At 63.7% G+C, this 16,317-nt stretch carries 15 protein-coding genes and 1 tRNA gene; 6 read left to right on the top strand and 10 right to left on the bottom strand.

The window, feature by feature from the left end; all coding sequences use genetic code 11:
- Positions 1 to 170 precede the first annotated feature (170 nt).
- Positions 171 to 1,598: an aminotransferase-like domain-containing protein gene (locus FDP25_RS10720; RefSeq protein WP_343032021.1), complete on the top strand. Its 1,428-nt coding sequence runs from the start codon at positions 171 to 173 to the stop codon at positions 1,596 to 1,598.
- Between the two features lie 21 nt (positions 1,599 to 1,619).
- Here the strand turns inward: FDP25_RS10720 and FDP25_RS10715 are convergent, their stop codons facing one another.
- The 3 genes from FDP25_RS10715 to dapF form a co-directional block, all read right to left on the bottom strand.
- On the bottom strand, positions 1,620 to 3,395 hold the full coding sequence (locus tag FDP25_RS10715) for an ABC transporter ATP-binding protein (RefSeq protein ID WP_154151550.1): 1,776 nt from the start codon (positions 3,393 to 3,395) through the stop codon (positions 1,620 to 1,622).
- Positions 3,396 to 3,562: 167 nt separating this feature from the next.
- Positions 3,563 to 4,825, bottom strand: coding sequence for a tRNA (N(6)-L-threonylcarbamoyladenosine(37)-C(2))-methylthiotransferase MtaB (mtaB, locus tag FDP25_RS10710; protein ID WP_154151548.1), 1,263 nt, complete (start codon positions 4,823 to 4,825; stop codon positions 3,563 to 3,565).
- Positions 4,822 to 5,655, bottom strand: a complete 834-nt coding sequence (dapF, locus tag FDP25_RS10705) for a diaminopimelate epimerase (protein ID WP_154151546.1) — start codon at positions 5,653 to 5,655, stop codon at positions 4,822 to 4,824. Before dapF ends, mtaB begins: the two co-directional genes overlap by 4 nt.
- A gap of 107 nt (positions 5,656 to 5,762) precedes the next feature.
- Here dapF and FDP25_RS10700 point away from each other — a divergent pair.
- Positions 5,763 to 5,838, top strand: a tRNA-Lys gene (locus tag FDP25_RS10700).
- A gap of 125 nt (positions 5,839 to 5,963) precedes the next feature.
- Here FDP25_RS10700 and FDP25_RS10695 read toward each other — a convergent pair.
- The 4 genes from FDP25_RS10695 to rbfA form a co-directional block, all read right to left on the bottom strand.
- The gene (locus FDP25_RS10695; protein WP_154151544.1) at positions 5,964 to 6,518 is read right to left on the bottom strand and encodes a DUF1643 domain-containing protein; all 555 of its coding nucleotides are present in this window, start codon (positions 6,516 to 6,518) and stop codon (positions 5,964 to 5,966) included.
- Positions 6,515 to 7,420 carry a tRNA pseudouridine(55) synthase TruB gene (gene truB / locus FDP25_RS10690; RefSeq protein WP_154151542.1) on the bottom strand — a complete coding sequence of 302 codons (906 nt, stop codon included), beginning with the start codon at positions 7,418 to 7,420 and terminating at the stop codon, positions 6,515 to 6,517. The genes FDP25_RS10695 and truB overlap by 4 nt, the downstream gene beginning before the upstream one ends.
- A gap of 77 nt (positions 7,421 to 7,497) precedes the next feature.
- Positions 7,498 to 8,214: a phosphodiester glycosidase family protein gene (locus FDP25_RS10685; protein ID WP_154151540.1), complete on the bottom strand. Its 717-nt coding sequence runs from the start codon at positions 8,212 to 8,214 to the stop codon at positions 7,498 to 7,500.
- Positions 8,215 to 8,236: 22 nt separating this feature from the next.
- Complete coding sequence (rbfA, locus tag FDP25_RS10680) at positions 8,237 to 8,632, bottom strand: 30S ribosome-binding factor RbfA (RefSeq protein WP_154151539.1); 396 nt, start codon at positions 8,630 to 8,632, stop codon at positions 8,237 to 8,239.
- Between the two features lie 129 nt (positions 8,633 to 8,761).
- Here rbfA and dapB point away from each other — a divergent pair, with 129 nt between their 5' ends.
- The 3 genes from dapB to FDP25_RS10665 all read left to right on the top strand — a co-directional run bounded on the left by dapB (position 8,762) and on the right by FDP25_RS10665 (position 10,603).
- On the top strand, positions 8,762 to 9,580 hold the full coding sequence (dapB, locus tag FDP25_RS10675) for a 4-hydroxy-tetrahydrodipicolinate reductase (RefSeq protein ID WP_154151536.1): 819 nt from the start codon (positions 8,762 to 8,764) through the stop codon (positions 9,578 to 9,580).
- Between the two features lie 54 nt (positions 9,581 to 9,634).
- Positions 9,635 to 9,988, top strand: a complete 354-nt coding sequence (locus FDP25_RS10670) for a dihydrodipicolinate reductase (protein WP_154151532.1) — start codon at positions 9,635 to 9,637, stop codon at positions 9,986 to 9,988.
- A 228-nt stretch (positions 9,989 to 10,216) separates the two neighbouring features.
- Positions 10,217 to 10,603 carry a hypothetical protein gene (locus tag FDP25_RS10665; RefSeq protein WP_246175819.1) on the top strand — a complete coding sequence of 129 codons (387 nt, stop codon included), beginning with the start codon at positions 10,217 to 10,219 and terminating at the stop codon, positions 10,601 to 10,603.
- Here FDP25_RS10665 and cobN read toward each other — a convergent pair whose 3' ends face one another.
- From cobN to cobW, 3 genes are all read right to left on the bottom strand, one after another.
- Positions 10,604 to 14,320: a cobaltochelatase subunit CobN gene (gene cobN / locus FDP25_RS10660; RefSeq protein WP_154151528.1), complete on the bottom strand. Its 3,717-nt coding sequence runs from the start codon at positions 14,318 to 14,320 to the stop codon at positions 10,604 to 10,606.
- A gap of 76 nt (positions 14,321 to 14,396) precedes the next feature.
- Complete coding sequence (locus FDP25_RS10655) at positions 14,397 to 14,849, bottom strand: GNAT family N-acetyltransferase (protein ID WP_154151526.1); 453 nt, start codon at positions 14,847 to 14,849, stop codon at positions 14,397 to 14,399.
- Positions 14,849 to 15,916, bottom strand: a complete 1,068-nt coding sequence (cobW, locus tag FDP25_RS10650; RefSeq protein WP_154151524.1) for a cobalamin biosynthesis protein CobW — start codon at positions 15,914 to 15,916, stop codon at positions 14,849 to 14,851. Before cobW ends, FDP25_RS10655 begins: the two co-directional genes overlap by 1 nt.
- A gap of 70 nt (positions 15,917 to 15,986) precedes the next feature.
- Here cobW and FDP25_RS10645 point away from each other — a divergent pair, with 70 nt between their 5' ends.
- A complete protein-coding gene (locus FDP25_RS10645) occupies positions 15,987 to 16,313 on the top strand; it encodes a DUF1636 family protein (protein ID WP_154151522.1) in 327 nt (108 codons plus the stop codon).
- Positions 16,314 to 16,317: the final 4 nt, after the last annotated feature.

The following is a 16,317-nucleotide window of genomic DNA, read 5'->3' as shown; positions in this document are numbered from 1 at the left end:
CTCAACCGGGCACCGAAAACGGCGGCGCCTTGCCTTGCTGGGCGCCGCATTTCTGCTGACCGCATCGACATGTCTATGGTTGATGTGTCCGGTTAAATTTGTCTCAATACATTATGGTGCAACGGCTTAGCATAGACAGATCACGATCCAGCGGATTGCGGGACCAATTGGTGTCGCAGATTTCGCGGCTTATTTTCGATGGCCTCATGGCCCCAGGCCTGAAGCTTTCGTCGTGCCGGGAATTGGCCCGGGAACTTGATATTTCGATCAATACGGTCGTCTCGGCCTATCGCAAACTCGAAGAACAACAGCTGATCGAGGCGCGGCCACGGTCGGGCTATTTCGTCAAATCGCATCCGGGCACGCGGCTTGATGCCAAAGCCGGGGGACACCGGCAATCCGACCGGCGTGCGCCGATTGGCGAAAAGCTGAACAAGCTGCGCCGGGCCGAAGACATCGACACCATTTCCCGGCCAAACGACTGGTATACATACGACTATCCCTTCGTCTGCAACCAAATCGACGAAAGTGCCTTTCCAGTGGCCGAATGGCGTGAGTGCACCCGCCTCGCGATGAACCGCAAGGACCTCAAGATCTGGTCCGCCGATGGGCTTTATGAAGACAGTGCCGAACTGATCGAACAGGTCAGTCAGCGTATCCTGCCGCGCCGGGGGATTTTCGAACCCAGCGATTCGATCCTGATCACATTGGGCACGCAGAACGGGTTGTTCATCACCAGCCTGCTGTTCGGCGGGCGTGACCGCATCGCCGCGATGGAAGACCCCGGGTACCCGGACGCCCGCAAGATCCTGCGGACGAATTTCGGGGCGCTGCGGTTTCAACCCGTTGACGACGAGGGCATGATCGTGGACGAGCGATTGCGCGATGTGGACCTCGTGTTCATCACGCCGAACCGGCAGGTTCCGACGACGGTGACCATGTCGGAGCGGCGGCGTCATGCACTGTTGGAAGCCGCCGAAGCCTATGATTTCTACATCGTCGAGGACGATTACGAATGCGATGTGGATTATCGGCATTCCTCGCCCCTGCCGCTTCAGAGTCTGGATGACACCGGGCGCCTGATCTATCTGGGCAGCCTGTCCAAGGGGCTGTCTCCGGGGCTGCGGTTGGGATACCTGACCGCGCCGCCGGAATTCATCGAATCCGCGCGCGATTGCCGGGGAATGATGCTCAGGCATCCGCCGATGATATTGCAGCATACGGCGGCGATGTTCATCCGGCTGGGGTATTATGACGGGTTGTTGCACAGGACACGGCAGGATTACGAGCAACGCTGGCACCTGGCGAACAAGGCACTGCGCGAACGCTTGCCGGGGCTTTTGAAATCGGGCGAGTTCGGCGGGACGAATTTCATTCTGGCGGACGATGAAACCGGGCTGCACGCCAAGGCCATTGCCCATGCCGCCCTCAAACGCGGTGTGATCGTGGAGCCGATCACCCCCTGCTTTTCCGACAGGGCGCAAGGGGAAAGGTTCTTTCGGCTGGGGGTCTCGTCAATTCACCGGGACAGGATCGAAGATGGCATCGCCCGCCTGTGCGATGTTATCGGTGATTTGCGGCTTTTGGATCAGGGATAGCAGCCGGACAGGGCACGGGGATCAGCCCCCGTCGTAGCCCTTTTTCTGCGCCTTGTAGAGTTGGGCATAGAGGCCGTTTTCGGCCAAGAGTGCCTCGTGCTGACCTTGCTCCACCAGTTGCCCGGCCTCCAGTACGAAAATCCGGTCGGCATCCGAGATCGACGACAGGCGGTGCGCCACGACGATGGTGGTCTTGCCCTTGGTCAGGCGGTCAAGGGCGGATTTGATCCGTTCCTCGGTCGCTTGGTCCAGCGCGCTTGTCGCCTCGTCCAAAAGCAGGATCGGCGCGTCGCGCAGGAAAGCGCGGGCGATGGCGATCCGCTGTTTCTGCCCGCCCGAAAGCTGCGCCCCCTTGGGCCCGACGGGAGCACCCCCACGTTGGCGGATGAGGTCGGCGATCTCGGCATCCTCGGCAGCTTGCCAGATCTGGTCCTCGCTCGCCTCGGGGTTCACGTAGCGGATGTTATCCCAGATCGAGGCGTTGAAGATCACGATGTCCTGCGCCACCACCGAAAAGGCGCCGCGCAGGGCGGCGACCTGTAGCTCGCGCAGGGGGGTGTCGCCAAAGCGAATCTCGCCGCCCTCCACGTCATAGAGACGCGACAACAGCGACAGGATGGTGGTCTTGCCCGAGCCGGTGGCCCCCACGATGGCCGACACCTTGCCGCCCCCGAAGGTCATGCTCAGCCCCTTGAAAAGCGGCTGTTCGGGGTCGTAGGCGAAGTGCACATTGTCGAGGGTGATGTCGGCAGCGGTATCGAAATCGGCAGTCGCACCCTCGGTGTCCTTGATCGTGGGCGTCTCGCGGTAAAGGTTGCGGATACGATCCAGCAACACGAGGTTGGATTGCACGGTGCCAAAGAACTGCGCCAGAAGGCGGGCAGGATCGAACACCATGACCATGCCCAGCAGAAAGGTGATGATCCCCGCGCCATCCACGTCGAAATCGGGGCTGAGCACCATGTAGCCGCCCCCGCCAATGACCAGCACGTAGACGAAAGCCGAACTGAGATCGATCGACGGCATGACAAGCGCCTGCGTGATCTGCACCCGGTTCATCAGGTCGCGAATGGCGCCGGTGCCTGTCATCAGGCGGTCGGCCTCGACCTGTTCCTGGCTGGCGATCTTGACGGTGCGCATGCCGTTCACCGTCTCCTCGATCCCGTTCATGTAATTGCCAAGGGCGGTCTCGGCCTCGCCTTGCGCGGTCTTCACCCGGTCCGAGACATAGTTCATCACCCAGATGATGAAGGGCAGAACGACAACGGCAGTGGCAAAAAGAATGGGGTTTTTCCAGATGAGATATCCCGAGACGATGACCACGGTCACCGCGTCGCGCAGCGCATTGGCGCTGGCCATGCCAACGAACATACCCAGTGACTGGGTCTGGGTCACAAGCCTCTGGATGATCTCGCCCGATTTGGTGCGCTCGAAATAAGCCAGATCCAGCGCCATCAAATGCCCGATCAGGTCGCGCCGCATCTCGTAAACCGCTTGGTTGGTCACCCGCACCGCCACCAGTGGCACGAGGTAGGACATCAGCCCACGTACCGCGAAGAGGAAAAACACCACCACGCAGACCATGGCCAGATCCCGCGCCTGCCCGGACTCGAAAATCACCCGCAACCCGCTTTCCGTCATCGACAGGAATTGCTGATACACAAGCCCCTGAATCAGGATCATGCCAAGGACCAGAAAGAGCTTGGGCGTCTTGTCCTTGAGGTAATTGCGCCAGAACCAGCGGATATTGTCGCGGTCCTGCTCGGTATAAAGTTTCTGGCGGCTGGGCTTGGTCATGCGGGCCTTGGGATTTGGGCGGTCTTTCACCTGCCTATAGAGGGTTCGCGGGCAAAGGTCAGCACGCGATTTTCAGCAAGGCCCCGAATCGACCCTCACCATGTGTTTTTTCTTGGGCCAAATACCCTGGGGGAGTCGCCCGAAGGGCGGCGGGGGCAAAGCCCCCTTCAGGCCGCCACCAATTGCCCGTCGCGCATGCCGGTCACCGTGGCGGTGACGATCTGGCCTTCGGGGCGGTCGATGTCGAAACTGACTTCGGTAAACTGCTCGGTCCGGCCCATGCGGGGATTTTCCATCAGGATGTGATGGGTGCGGCCCTGCTGGGCGGCCAAGTGGCGGGCAACCTGCGCCTCGCCTGCCGCGCGCAAGCGCGCGGCGCGCTCCTTGATCAGCTTGCCGTTCACCTGCTGGGGGATGCGCGCGGCGGGTGTCCCCTCGCGCTTGGAATAGGGGAAGACGTGCAACCACGTGAGGTCACAGTCGGCCACCAGTTTCAGCGAGTTCTCAAAGTGCGCCTCGCTCTCGGTGGGAAAGCCCGCGATGATATCGGCCCCGAAGGTCATCTCGGGGCGCAGGCGGCGGGCCTCCTCGCAAAAGCGGATGGCGTCATCGCGCAGGTGGCGGCGCTTCATCCGCTTGAGGATCAGGTCATCACCGTGTTGCAGGCTGAGGTGCAGGTGCGGCATCAGGCGCGGCTCTGTGGCGATGGCTTGCATCAGGTTCTCGTCGGCCTCGATCGAATCGATCGAACTGATCCGCAGGCGCGGCAGGTCGGGCACCAGTTTGAGGATGCGCATCACCAGATCGCCAAGACGCGGCTGCGCGGGCAGGTCCGCGCCCCAGCTTGTCAGGTCCACGCCGGTCAGCACCACCTCGTTATACCCGCGATCCACCAGTCGCTTGATCTGGTCCACCACCACGCCCGCGGGTACGCTGCGCGAATTGCCCCGGCCATAGGGGATGATGCAGAAGGTGCAGCGGTGGTCGCAGCCGTTTTGCACCTGCACGTAGGCGCGGGACCGGGAGCCGAAGCCGTCGATCAGGTGCCCGGCGGTCTCGGTCACCGACATGATGTCGTTGACCTGCAGTTTCTCGCTTTCGCCGATGAAATCAGCGGCCAATCGCCCCCATGTCTCGGGCTGCATCTTCTCGGTGTTGCCGATGACGGCATCGACCTCTGCCATCCCGGTGAAGGTCTCGGGCTCGGTCTGGGCAGCGCAGCCGGTGACGATGAGGCGCGCGTCGGGGTTTTCGCGGCGCAGGCGACGAATCTCTTGCCGCGCCTTGCGCACGGCCTCGGCGGTCACGGCGCAGGTGTTGACCACGACCGCGCCCGATAGCCCGGCTTGTTCCGAAAGCTCCTTCATCGCCTCGGTTTCATAGGCGTTGAGGCGGCAGCCCAACGTGGTGAACTTGGGGGGAGCGGTCATTCCAGCCCCCGCAGGAAATCGGGCGTCAGAACCCCGTCGAAGACATGCATCGTGCCGCCGGTCATCCAGACGCCATCCTCGCGCCAGTCGATCTCAAGCGTGCCGCCGTCCAGATCAATCCGCACATGGCGCCCCGTCAGACCCCGGCGCGCAGCAGCCACCGCCGTGGCGCAACTGGAGGAGCCGGAGGCGAGGGTCACGCCCACGCCCCGCTCCCATACCCGCATGCGCAGGTGATCAGGGCCGACGAGGCTGGCCACCTGTACGTTGGTGCGTTCGGGGTAAAGCGGGTGATGTTCGTAGCGCGGGCCGAATTGCTCCAGCGGGATCGCCTCGGCGTCGTCCACGAAGAAGGTACAATGCGGGTTGCCCATGCCGGTGGCCGTCGGCCCGCCCTCGATGGGCAGTTCCAGCGTGTCCATCTCCTCGGCCAGGGGAATCGCCTCCCATGTCAGCTGCGGCGCGCCCATGTTGACGGCGGTCAGGCCGTCACCCGCATCGCGCGCCGCGATTTCCCCCCGCGCGGTGGTAAGTATCAGGCTGTCGCGGCCCGACTCGTCCATCAAGAGGCGCGCGATACAGCGGGTCGCGTTACCGCAAGCCCCCGAGGTGGAGCCATCGGCGTTATAGAAGGTCAGATGCGCATCTCCCGCGCCCGTCCCGATTACCGCCAGCTGGTCAAAGCCCACGCCCATATGCCTGTCAGCAAGGGCTATGGCGAGTGCCGGGGTCACCGTGACAGGATGCACACGGGCATCCAGCACGACAAAGTCGTTGCCAAGCCCATGCATCTTCATAAAGGGCAATCCGGTATCCGCGCGCGTGGTCATGGGGGCGCATATAAACCCGGTGAAGAAGTGAATCCAGCATTCCCGTGAAATTCCCGCAATTTCGGGGTTGACCCCCTGCCCCGGTCTTTCTAGATAGGCCGCCTAGTGGGCCGTTAGCTCAGTTGGTAGAGCAACTGACTTTTAATCAGTGGGTCGCAGGTTCGAATCCTGCACGGCTCACCACTGTTTCCTGAAATTTTCCGGATACCGCACTCACGTGGTGTACCCCTTCATTTGCATGTTGGGCTTGTGGTTCAATAAGGGATGCCATGCACTGGCTTTAAGGCACTGCCATTTCCACGCGCCGGTTACAGCGGGAAATCCATCAGGGGGGTGTCTTTGCGCAGGTAAAGCGGGTGCTTGGCCGAACCATCCTTGTTGAGTCCCAGACAGCGCAGGGGTTTCCCTGTTTCGGCCATGGCGCGGATCACCTGGTTGGTCAACGGCGCAAAGCGTTTGTGAAGCTTGCCGTAGGCCATGACGATCACCTCGGCCTCGTCCGCCATTTCCTTGAGGGTCGGAATATTGGCCGGGCTGGAGGCCTGTTCGGGATCGGCGGGGATGTCCTTGGGTGAAGTGGCGCGCCAGTCAAGAACATTGCCCTTGAGGTACCGGGTAAAGCCCCAGTCCTGCGCGAAGATCAACTCGCGGTGGCAGGTGGGGTCCGAGACTTCGGCGGCGGCGACAGACGGGTTCATCCCGATGAACAGGATCGCCCGGGGCGTTTCGCCTTCTGGCGTCCAGTCCCGGGTGAGGGCCTGGCGATAGCGGCCACAGTCAGAGAAGGTAGCGGTGCCTGTCACGCCTTCGGGGAGTTTCAGGCGCACCTTGCCGCCCGGGTCGTGGGGGCCAGTCGCGGTCATTGGTTGAACACCCGGCTGGGATGCAATTCACCGGCCTTGAAGCGGCCGACGGCGACAGCACGACCGTCATAGGCCGCCCAGCATTCGTCGCCGTACTCTATGTCATGGGCCACGACCATGCCGGGGTTGCCGTTCTTCAGCTTGGCAAGCCCCTGATCGGTGACGGTGACGCGGGGCAGGTCGGCGAGCCCCTCTTCGAGCGGGCGCAGGTATGCGTCCAGTTCGGGAGACTGGGCCAGTTCGTCGATCTGCTCGATCGTCAGACCGTCCTCGGCCCGGAAGGGGCCGGACCAGATCCGGCGCAATTCGCGCACATGGCCGTAGCAGCCAAGCGCCTCACCCAGATCGCGGGCGATGGCGCGGACATAGCCGCCCTTGCCGCAGGTCATTTCCAGCGTGACGTGATCGGCGTCGGGGCGGTCGATCAGCAACAGCTCCTCAACCCAGAGCGGGCGGGCCTGAACCTCGAACTCCTCGCCGTCGCGGGCGCGTTTGTAGGCGCGTTCGCCGTCGATCTTGACGGCGGAATACTTGGGCGGGACCTGCATGATCTCGCCCACGAACTGGCCCAGCGCGCCCTTGATGGTCTCGTCATCGGGGCGGGCATCGCTTGTGGCGGTCACTTCGCCTTCGGCGTCGTCGGTGTTGGTCGCTTCGCCAAGACGCACGGTGAATTCATAGGCCTTGAGCGCATCGGTGATGTAGGGAACGGTCTTGGTGGCCTCGCCCAGCGCCACGGCCAGAACCCCGGTGGCCTCGGGGTCAAGGGTTCCCGCATGACCCGCTTTCTTGGCCTGCAACGCCCAGCGGACCTTGTTCACCACGGCGGTTGAGGTCATGCCAGCGGGTTTGTCGACCACCAGCCAGCCGGAAATATCACGCCCCTTGCGTTTGCGTCCCATGGTCCCTGCCCTTTGCCCAAGATGAAGGCGGCGGGGTAGCCCAAGGCGCGGGGCCTGTCAATTCACGCGCGCAAGGATCACTCGGTGGGGCGGGTAACCCCGACAATCGGCCCCATGGGAAACCCCATGTCATGGCGGTTCAGGCCCGGCACGTAGAGCCGCGAGATGTTGCCATCGAAATAGAGCGCCTGCGGCACCTTGAGGACATCGCGGAACAAGGTGCCAAAGGCGTGGAAATTCACCGGCTCTTCGGAAATGACGAAATAGACGGTCTTGCCATCGGCGGATGTGCCGACGCCATTCCGGATATAGCGGCTGTCGCTGTCCTTGAGGAAACGGGGGTGCAGCGCGCCATCGATCACCAGCATCGGGCCGGATTGCGTGGCATAGGTACAAGCCGGGCTTTCGTCCACGTAGCGTTTGGTCTCGTAAACCTGCGCGCCATCCTTGGCGATGCAGAAAACCCCGTTAGGCAAAAGGCCGAAGTTGCCCGGCCCTTCGGTGGTGATCACGCCGCGCACCTCTTGCCCCTTTTCAAGGTAATGCCCCACGGGCGAACGATCCTGATGGTACATGCCCGCGTTCATCGCGAAGCTCAGGGTTTCGCCCCGCGCCCTGACGAGGCGTTCGACATTATCGAAGCTGCCGAGCGGTTTTCCGGTCTCCGGGTCCCGGAGGAAAAGCCGGATCGCCTCCTGCGTGGTGTCGACCTTGCAAACGGTATAACCCGCGCCGACATGCTCCATCGTGGCGCACTCCACGGCAAATGCCGGGCTTCCCACCCCAATCAGCATGACAGCGGCCCGGAAAAGGCGCTTAGCCCTCGACATCCCGGCGGACTTTTTCTTGCGAAAACAGACGGCGGGTTTCGTCCATCTGGTCGAAGGTGGTGTCGAGGCGAAAGCGCAGGTCGGGGGCATATTTCAGGTCGAGCTTCTTGCCGATAAGGCGGCGCAGTTCGTTTTTGTTGCGGGCCAGAAGATCGATCAGATCGTCCTGCCCTTCTCCGCCCAGGGGCAGCACATAGGCGGTCGCGATCTTGAGGTCGGGGGAGGTGCGGACCTCGCCCACCGTCACCGACATGCGGTTGAGGTCGGGATCGTGGATATCGCCACGCATCAGTACCTCGGACAGGGTCCGGCGGATCAACTCGCCGACGCGCAGTTGCCGTTGGGAGGGGCCGGGCCCGTCGTGGAACTTGTTCTTTGCCATGTCTCGCATCTAATGGCTTGGGCCCCGTTTGCCAAGCGATGATCGGCGGGGGATTGCCCGCGAAAGCGGCTTTGCCAATCGCGCCGGTGCGGGTTATGCAAGGCGGAACTGGAACGGGAGACAGACGCGATGACAGACCTGCCGGGTATCGTTGTAACGGGCGCCTCGGGGCGGATGGGACAGATGTTGATCCGCACCATCGCGGAAAGTGGCCGGGCGCGGCTGGTCGGTGCGTTGGAACGCAAGGGCCACGATTGGATCGGGCGCGACGTGGGCGAGGCCATGGGTGGCGCCGCTTTGGGTGTCAGCGTCACTGACGATGCGCTGGAGGCTTTCGCAAATGCCCATGCGGTGATTGACTTCACCGCCCCCGCGGCAACAGTGGAATTCGCAGGCATCGCGGCGCAGGCGCGCTGTGTGCATGTCATCGGCACCACTGGCATGAGCGAGGACGACCTTTCCAAGGTCAAGGCCGCCGCGCGCCATGCCGTGGTGGTGCGTGCCGGCAACATGAGCTTGGGCGTCAACCTGTTGGTTCAATTGACGAAAAAGGTGGCGGCGGCCCTCGATGAGGATTTCGACATCGAGGTGATCGAGGCCCACCACAATCAGAAGGTCGATGCCCCCTCGGGCACGGCCCTGATGCTGGGCCAGGCCGCCGCCGATGGGCGCGGTGTGGACCTTGACACCGTCTCGGACCGGGGCCGCGACGGGATCACCGGCAAACGCGAGCGGGGGCATATCGGGTTCCATGCCATCCGGGGTGGCGACATCGTGGGCGAGCATGATGTTCTGTTTGCCGCCACGGGGGAACGGATCACCCTTCGGCATGTGGCCAGCGACCGGGCGGTTTTTGCCCGCGGTGCCCTGAAGGCCGCGCTTTGGGGGCAAGGGCGGGGGCCCGGTGAATACGATATGCTGGATGTTCTGGGGTTGAGCGAAAACTAATCCGGCTGCCGGTCGCGCGCGTATCCTTGGTGTACTGCCACAGGAGCATGACCCATGAGATATGTTGCGACATTGGCCGTGGCGCTTGGATTGGCCACCCCGGCAGGGGCAGAAGGGTTTAACCAAGTCTCTGATAAGAGGACGTTTTTATCCCTCGTGGACGGTCGGGAGCTGACCCGCTTCGGTATCAAGCTGGACGTCACGCGCGACGGACGGATCAAGGGTCGGGCCTTCGGCCGGGATGTGACGGGCGCATGGCGCTGGAAATCGGGATATTTTTGCCGTGATTTGTATTGGGGTCAGATGGACCTTGGCCCGAATTGTCAGGCGGTGAAGGTGCAGGGGCGGACTCTGCGATTCATTTCGGACCAAGGTACGGGGCAGTATGCCGACCTGCAACTGCGGTAACCGCGCGAATCGCGGCTAACACCTTGGTTAACAACGAATGCCCCTATCGGCATCACGTCGGTATTCCGTCGGCATCGCATCGGTTTTATTGACCGATACCCCCCAAGGTGAACAACCCGCACGGTGCGTTCTGTACAGAACGTACATGCGGTTCGTAAATTTCGACAAACAGACATGCCGTCCCCCGGCCCTAAGAGTTTGTTAACCACAAGATGCGCAAATTGGGCCATGCGCATCTTGCTGTTCCCCATGCTCGCCCTTCTCGCGGGCTGTGACACACCCAGCCCGGCCTTTCGCGGCATTCCCGCCCATCGTATCAGCGTGGGCGGGAGCGATTTCGATATCCGGATAAAGGGACTGCGGGCCGAAGCGATCCGCACGAATGCACAGTGGGCGCCGCGCATGGCGGCCATCGCACCGCAGGGCGTGGCGGCCATCGAAGCGGTCAGCGGCTGCCGGGTGGCGAAGCTGACCGGCGATCAGGCGATGATGCGCGCGCGGCTGGATTGTGGCGACGGCCCGCCGCCCGCGCCGCGTTTCCCCCTCGAACTGGAATGCGAGGCCTATGAAGTGGACACGGGCTATGGCGCCTTGGAGTGTCGCCCCGTCCCGTGATCAGGGCCTTGTTGCGCCCGCCCTTGCCGCCGCGATCCGCGCGCGGGCAGAGTTGGAGCGCGGCATCCAGAGCCCCCGGTCAATCGCCTCTTGCAGACGTTCGGCCATCTCGCTCAGGGCGGGGGCGTTGTGTTCGGCGATGAAGTCGCGGGTGTCGTCATCCTCAAGGAATGCCGCTTCGACCATATCGAAATGATGGCTACGCACCGCGCCCGTGGTGGCAGCGAAGGCAAAAAGATAATCGACGGTTGCCGCCATCTCGAACGCCCCCTTGTAGCCGTGGCGCTTGACCCCGTCGATCCACTTTGGGTTCACCACGCGGGAGCGCACGACGCGGCCGATCTCATCCTCCAAGCTGCGGATGACCGGGCGTTCGGGGCGGGAATGGTCGTTGTGATAGATCGGGCGGTCCTGACCTTGCAGGGTACTGACCGCCGCCGCGGCCCCGCCTTCGAATTGATAGTAATCGTCCGAATCCAGCAGGTCGTGTTCGCGGTTGTCCTGGTTCTGAACAATCGCCTCGGTCTGGCGCAGGCGGGTTTCAAACCCTGTCCGGTCGGCGCGGCCTTCGTCGCCCGCGCCATAGGCGTAGCTGCCCCATGTCAGATACGCCTCGGCGAGATCGGATTTATCGGCCCAAAGGCGTTCGTCGATCATCGCCTGAAGCCCGGCTCCGTACGCCCCCGGTTTCGCGCCATAGACGCGCGGCGTGGCGCCATCCGCCTGTGCACGGGCAGCGGCGGGGTTGAGGTCTTCGGGTTCATCCAGCACCTGCACGGCGCGCGCGGCGCTGTCGAACAGCGAAATAAGCTGTGGGAAGGCATCGCGGAAAAAGCCCGAGATGCGCAGGGTAACATCCACACGAGGGCGGCCCAGCACCCCTTGGGGCAGGATTTCAAACCCCGTCACGCGGCGGTTGGCCGTGTCCCACTTGGGTTTGACGCCCATCAGCGCCATGGCCTGTGCGATGTCATCGCCGCCGGTGCGCATGTTGGCGGTGCCCCAAGCGGTCAGAAGCATGGTGCGCGGCCAATCGCCATGGGTTTGCAGGTGCTTTTCAATCAGCAGGTTGGCCGATTTCCAGCCCAGCGCCCAAGCAGTGGGGGTGGGCACCGCGCGGCTATCGACGGAAAAGAAGTTGCGCCCGGTGGGCAGGGTATCCAGCCGCCCACGGGTGGGCGCGCCCGACGGGGTGGGGGCGACGAACCGGCCCGAAAGGGCGGTGAGAAGCCCCCGGCCCTCGTCCGGTCCGCAGGCACGAAGCGTGGGGCGCACGGTATCCTCGGCATGGTCCAGCACGGCGCGGCTTTGCGTACCGGGCGGGCCCTCTTCGCCGCTCAAAAACCGCGCGGCCAGCTCTTCAAGCCGTTCGACGGTGTCGCCATGGCTGCGCCATGGGCTGTCATTGACGGCTTGCAGCACCTCGGGCGTTGGCCCCGTCCAAGGGGCGGCCATATCGCAATCCAAGGGGTCGAAGCCAAGGCCCAGATCCTCGGCCAGCGCGCGGATGATCGAGGCATCGCCGCCCTGCCCCTGCCCGCGCGGCACACGCAGGAGGGCTTGCAGCAGGTCGCGTTCCTGCACGCCCTTGGGCGATTGGCCGAAGATGTGCAACCCGTCGCGGATTTGCGCCTCTTTCAGCTCGCACAGGTAGGCGTCGAGCTTGGCAAGGTCGGTCTCCTCGTCCTCACCGGACAGGCCAGCGTCTTTGTCCAGCCCAGTGGCCGAGGTGAGCGAAAGGATTTCGCGGCGCAAATGATCGATCCGCCGGGGATCGACGCCGGCGGCCTCGTAATATTCATCAACCAGCGCTTCGAGGTCTTTCATCGGCCCGTAGGTTTCGGCACGGGTGAGCGGCGGGGTCAGGTGATCGATGATCACCGCCTGCGCGCGTCGCTTGGCCTGTGTGCCTTCGCCCGGGTCGTTGACGATGAAGGGATAGACATGCGGCATGGGGCCGAACACCGCCTCGGGCCAGCACTCTTGCGACAGGGCCAGCGCCTTGCCCGGCAACCATTCGAGGTTGCCGTGCTTGCCCATGTGCACGATGGCCTGCGCCCGGAACTGGTGCCGCAGCCAGAAATAGAAGGCCAGGTAGTTATGCGGCGGCACCAGATCGGGGGAATGGTAGGTATCGGTCGGGTCGATGTTATAGCCGCGCGCCGGTTGGATGCCGACGACCACCTTGCCGAATTCCAGAACGGACAGGGCGAAATGCCCGCAATCCACCTCTCCGGGGCAATAGAACGGATCGGCCTCGGGCGGGCCCCAGCGGCGTTCCATCGCCTCCCGCATTTCCCAGGGCAGCTGCCCATAGTCGATCTGGTAATCGGCCATCGACAGGCGCACGCCCCCCTGCCGCACGGCGCGATCGGTGAGCCAATTGGTCGGCCCGGCCATGACCGCCTGCATCAGCGCGTCGCTGTCCTGCGGGGCATTGCGAATGTCATAGCCCGCCTCTTGCAGCAGGGTCAGGGCATGGACCGTGCCAGCGGGGGTGTCGAGACCCACGCCATTGGCAAGGCGGCCATCCTTGTTGGGGTAGTTGGCCAGCACCAGCGCCACCTTGCGGTTGGGTTCCGGCGTGGCGCGGAGTTTGGCCCAGTTGGCGGCGAGTTGCGCGACGAACTCCACCCGGTCGCCTTGGGCGCGGTAGGTGGCGATGGGGCATTCGGTGGCCTCGTCGAAGAAGGCTTCGCCCTTGAAGCTGATGGCACGCGACAGGATGCGGCCATCGACCTCGGGCAAGGCCACGTTCATGGCGATGTCGCGGGCCGAGAGGCCGGTGAGGCCCTCGGCCCATGCTTCCTCGGATGACCCGGCGAGGACCACTTGAAAGATGGGGGCCGCTTGGGCGGCGGCCATGGTGAGGGGATTTTCGGGGCTGTCCTCGCCTTGGTGGGGGGAGCCGACGGCGAAGGAGGTGCAGTTGAGGATCACCGAAGGCGGGGCGGCGGTGAAGAGATGCTCAAGCGTGGCGGTCGAGACCGGATCCTTGAGCGAGGCCACGAAGATGGGCAGCGGGTTGAGGCCCTGCCGCAGCAGTGATTTGACCAGACGGTTGATCGGGTTGAGGCCCGCGCCCTGCACCAGCGCGCGGTAGAAGATGAGGGGGACGACGGGTTGACCGGCGGTCCATGCCTCTTGCGCCGCCGAGAGGTCGGCCACGCCTGCGCCGGGCCAGTAGACACCGGCGCGCAAGAGGGGGCTGGCCCCCATGGGCGTCTCACCGCCCTCCAGCATGGCGCGGGTGTAGGCGAGGAAGTTCGTGGCGTTCTCAGGCCCGCCTTCGACGAGATAGGCCCAAAGCGCGTCGTAATCTTCGTCCGAGACGGTAGAAAGCGCGCGCAATTCGGCATCGGGTTTGTCGTCTCCGGGCAGGAGGGCCAGCGGAACACCGGCCTCATGGCACCGGGCCGCGTATTGTTCGGCCCCGTATTTCCAGTAGCCCATGCCGCCCAAGACCCGCGCCACCACCAGCCGCGATTTCGTGGCGCAATCGTCTAGGTGCAGGTCCACCGACATGGGGTGGTTGAGGTGCGTGAGATTGGCCAGCCGCAGGCCCGGGGGCGCGTCCATTTCGGAGCGCGCGGCGCTGAGCGCGGCCAGCTCGGTATCGGCCGCCGAAATGAAAATCACGTCAGACGGCGTTTGGCCCAGATCGACGGCGTCGCTGCCATCGTCGATGGCCCCGGGGGTAGCGGCGAGGAGGTGCATCAGGATCGGGCCTTGTGCTTGGGGCGCGCGGCGCGCCATTGGGTATTTTTGCCAAGAAAAAGCATATGGGCGGGGTCTAGACCAAGGGCTTTTCCATGAAAACACTGGTCTGGTTCGGACGGTAGTCGCCGAAAATACCACGCCGCGTGAACCCGTGGCGGGCATAAAGGCGCATGGCGCTATCAAGCGCTTCGGCAGTCTCTAGGCGCAGGGCGGGAAGGCTCAGGGCGCGTGCCTCATCCTCGATCGCGCGCAGGAGGGCGGCGGCTACGCCTTTTCCGCGGGCCTCGGGCGTGGTGAACATGGATTTCACCTCGCCATACCCCTCCATGATCGCCAGTGCGCCCGTGCCCAGGGTCTTTTCCCCCTGACGGGCGGCGAAAAAGCGGATGCTGTCACCGCAGAGCGCGTCGAGATCAAGGAAATAGTTATCCTCGGGCGGGAAGAGGGCGCGCATCAGGGCATGACTGGCCTCCAACACCGCGCGGGGGCCGGGATCACGGGGGTTGGCGGCCTCGACGATCAGCATCAGGCAGAGAGCGCCGCCGCGATCGCCGCGCGGTCGAGGCCGGATTGACCGATGACCACCAAACGGGTTTCGCGCGACTCATCGCCCGCGAAGGGGCGGTCGAAGTAGCTGTCGACGCGGGGGCCGACGGCCTGCAACGTCAGGCGCATGGGTTTACCCGAGACAGCCGCAAACCCCTTGAGGCGCAGGATGTCATGCGCGCGGATCACATCGGCCACTTGGGCGGCGAACCCCGCCGGGTCGGCAATCTCGGGGCGGGTAACGACGAAACTTTCGAAAGCGTCATGGTCGTGATCGTGGTGGTGGTCGTGATCATCATCATGATCATGGTCGTGATGATGGTGGTGGTGCACCTCGTGCCGGGCCTCCATATCGGCCTCGGCCCCCATGCCCTGCCCCAGAAGGACATCGACGGGCAACGCGCCCATGATGGATTTGACCACCTGCACGCCATCGCGGCTGTCGGATTTGAGCCGCCCCACCAGAGTTTCGGCCTCGTCGCCGGCCAGCAGATCGGATTTGTTCACGACGATCATGTCGGCGCAGGCGACCTGATCGGCAAAGAGTTCCGAAAGCGGCGTGTCGTGATCGAGGTTCTCGTCTTGCGCCCGCTGTGCATCGACGGCGGCCACGTCATGGGCAAAGCGGCCCTCGGCCACGGCCTTGCCATCGACCACGGTGACGACACCATCGACAGTCACCCGGGTGGAAATCTCGGGCCAGTTGAAGGCGCGCACCAAGGGTTGCGGCAGGGCGAGGCCGGAGGTTTCGATCACGATGTGATCGGGGGCATCGGGGCGGTCCAGCAGCTTTTGCATGGTGGGCACGAAATCCTCGGCCACGGTGCAGCAGATACAACCGTTGGAAAGCTCCATCACGTCATCCTCGGCGCAGCCTTCGATGCCGCAGCCCTTGAGGATGCCGCCATCGACGCCCAGATCACCGAATTCATTGATAATGAGCGCGATGCGCTTGCCGCCCGCGTTTTCCAGCATGTGACGAATGAGGGTGGTTTTCCCGGCACCCAGAAAGCCGGTGACGACGGTGGCAGGGATCTTGGCAGGCATGGGCAGGTTCCTTCTCAGGCTTGCGTGGGCGGCGGCGCTGTCTTACTCCGCGTTTGGAAAGGACAGCGTCATGCACCGGATCGTGGTTTGTTCAACATGTGAATGCGGCAGCGGGCCGGGCTTTGCCAAGGCGCTGCGCGCTGAAATTGCGGCGCGGGGCATGGATTTCGAGGTGCAGGAGCATGCCTGCATGTCGAATTGCGCCAATCCGCTATCGGTGGCCTTTCGCGCGCCGGGCAAGGCCACGTATCTGTTCGGCGGGGTCGAGGCCGAGGGGGATTTGGCCGATACGCTGTCGTTCGCCCGGATATACGCCGAAAGCCCCGATGGCTGGATCGAGGATGCGCGGCCCGCCGGGCGGTTGCGCTTTTGCCTTCTGGGGCGGGTTCCGGCGTAGGGCG

The sequence above is a fragment of the Roseovarius bejariae genome, assembly GCF_009669325.1.
Classification (GTDB): Bacteria; Pseudomonadota; Alphaproteobacteria; order Rhodobacterales; family Rhodobacteraceae; genus Roseovarius; species Roseovarius bejariae.
Note: the sequence above shows the minus strand (reverse complement) of the source record. Positions and strands in the feature narration are given on the sequence as shown.